The organism is Massilia sp. TSP1-1-2, from assembly GCF_049896185.1.
Taxonomy (GTDB): Bacteria; Pseudomonadota; Gammaproteobacteria; order Burkholderiales; family Burkholderiaceae_D; genus Telluria_A.
In genome coordinates this window covers 1-750 of the sequence record NZ_JAFCTU010000167.1, presented here as the reverse complement: position 1 = coordinate 750, position 750 = coordinate 1, and the positions used below count along the sequence as shown (strand labels likewise).

Genomic DNA, 750 nt, shown 5'->3' with positions numbered 1-750 from the left:
GGTGGAAGACCGCCAGGCGCTTCTGTATAGCAAAAAAAGTCAATACATCCCAACAGCAGCCCCACGAGATACTGCTGTTCTTGCAAAACTTTCGCAGCTTCTTCCAGTGTGCCCACCGTGCACACGTCCCAAGAAGGAAAGTTTCCGCAGACCTCTTTCACGAGTTGTGCACCCTTGGGCGAAATGCACAGCAGACGCTTAGTTTTTCTAGTTGGTATGCCTAAATTCATTAAGTATTCCGATTGAAAGGAAGAGATATCAATATAGCATTTAACGCGTGGCAATTCGTGTTCACACGAAATGGTGTCATGATTAGAGGCAACACTAATTAAATTCGTTCTAGCGTTGGACGAGTCAGAGGCGTTACTACTAACTTTGTACGCGGACACTTTCAAACCGGATTCAGTTCAGAATCGCTCGATTAACGTGTAGCAGCGGTGTCGTGTTTACCCTTGCCGCTAGGGAAGCACTGATTAATTCCTTCGGAACCCGTTCCGGTCGAGCGCAAGACATGGGACAATAACGGCATCCGCGACCACCGTCCAGTTGATCATGCAGAAGAGCTTTTCCGAGCTCGAATACGCCGCCAAGAAGAAGCTGACCCGGCGCGACCGCTTCCTCGCGAAGATCAACAGTGTGACACCTTGGTCGAAACTGCATGAACTAATCGAGCCGCATTATCCGAAGGTGGAAGGCGCTAGCTGCCCGCCGATCGGACTGGCGCGCATGCTGCGCATGTACGTTGCGCAG

General features: G+C 50.8%; 2 pseudogenes. One reads left to right on the top strand and one right to left on the bottom strand.

Features of this window, described 5'->3' with window-relative positions:
* Nucleotides 1-230 (bottom strand): annotated as a pseudogene (locus tag ACP7BV_RS27515) (hypothetical protein); the annotation flags it as partial.
* Between the two features lie 322 nt (nucleotides 231-552).
* On the opposite strand from ACP7BV_RS27515, the pseudogene ACP7BV_RS27510 reads away from it, so the two are divergent.
* Nucleotides 553-750 (top strand): annotated as a pseudogene (locus tag ACP7BV_RS27510) (IS5/IS1182 family transposase); the annotation flags it as partial.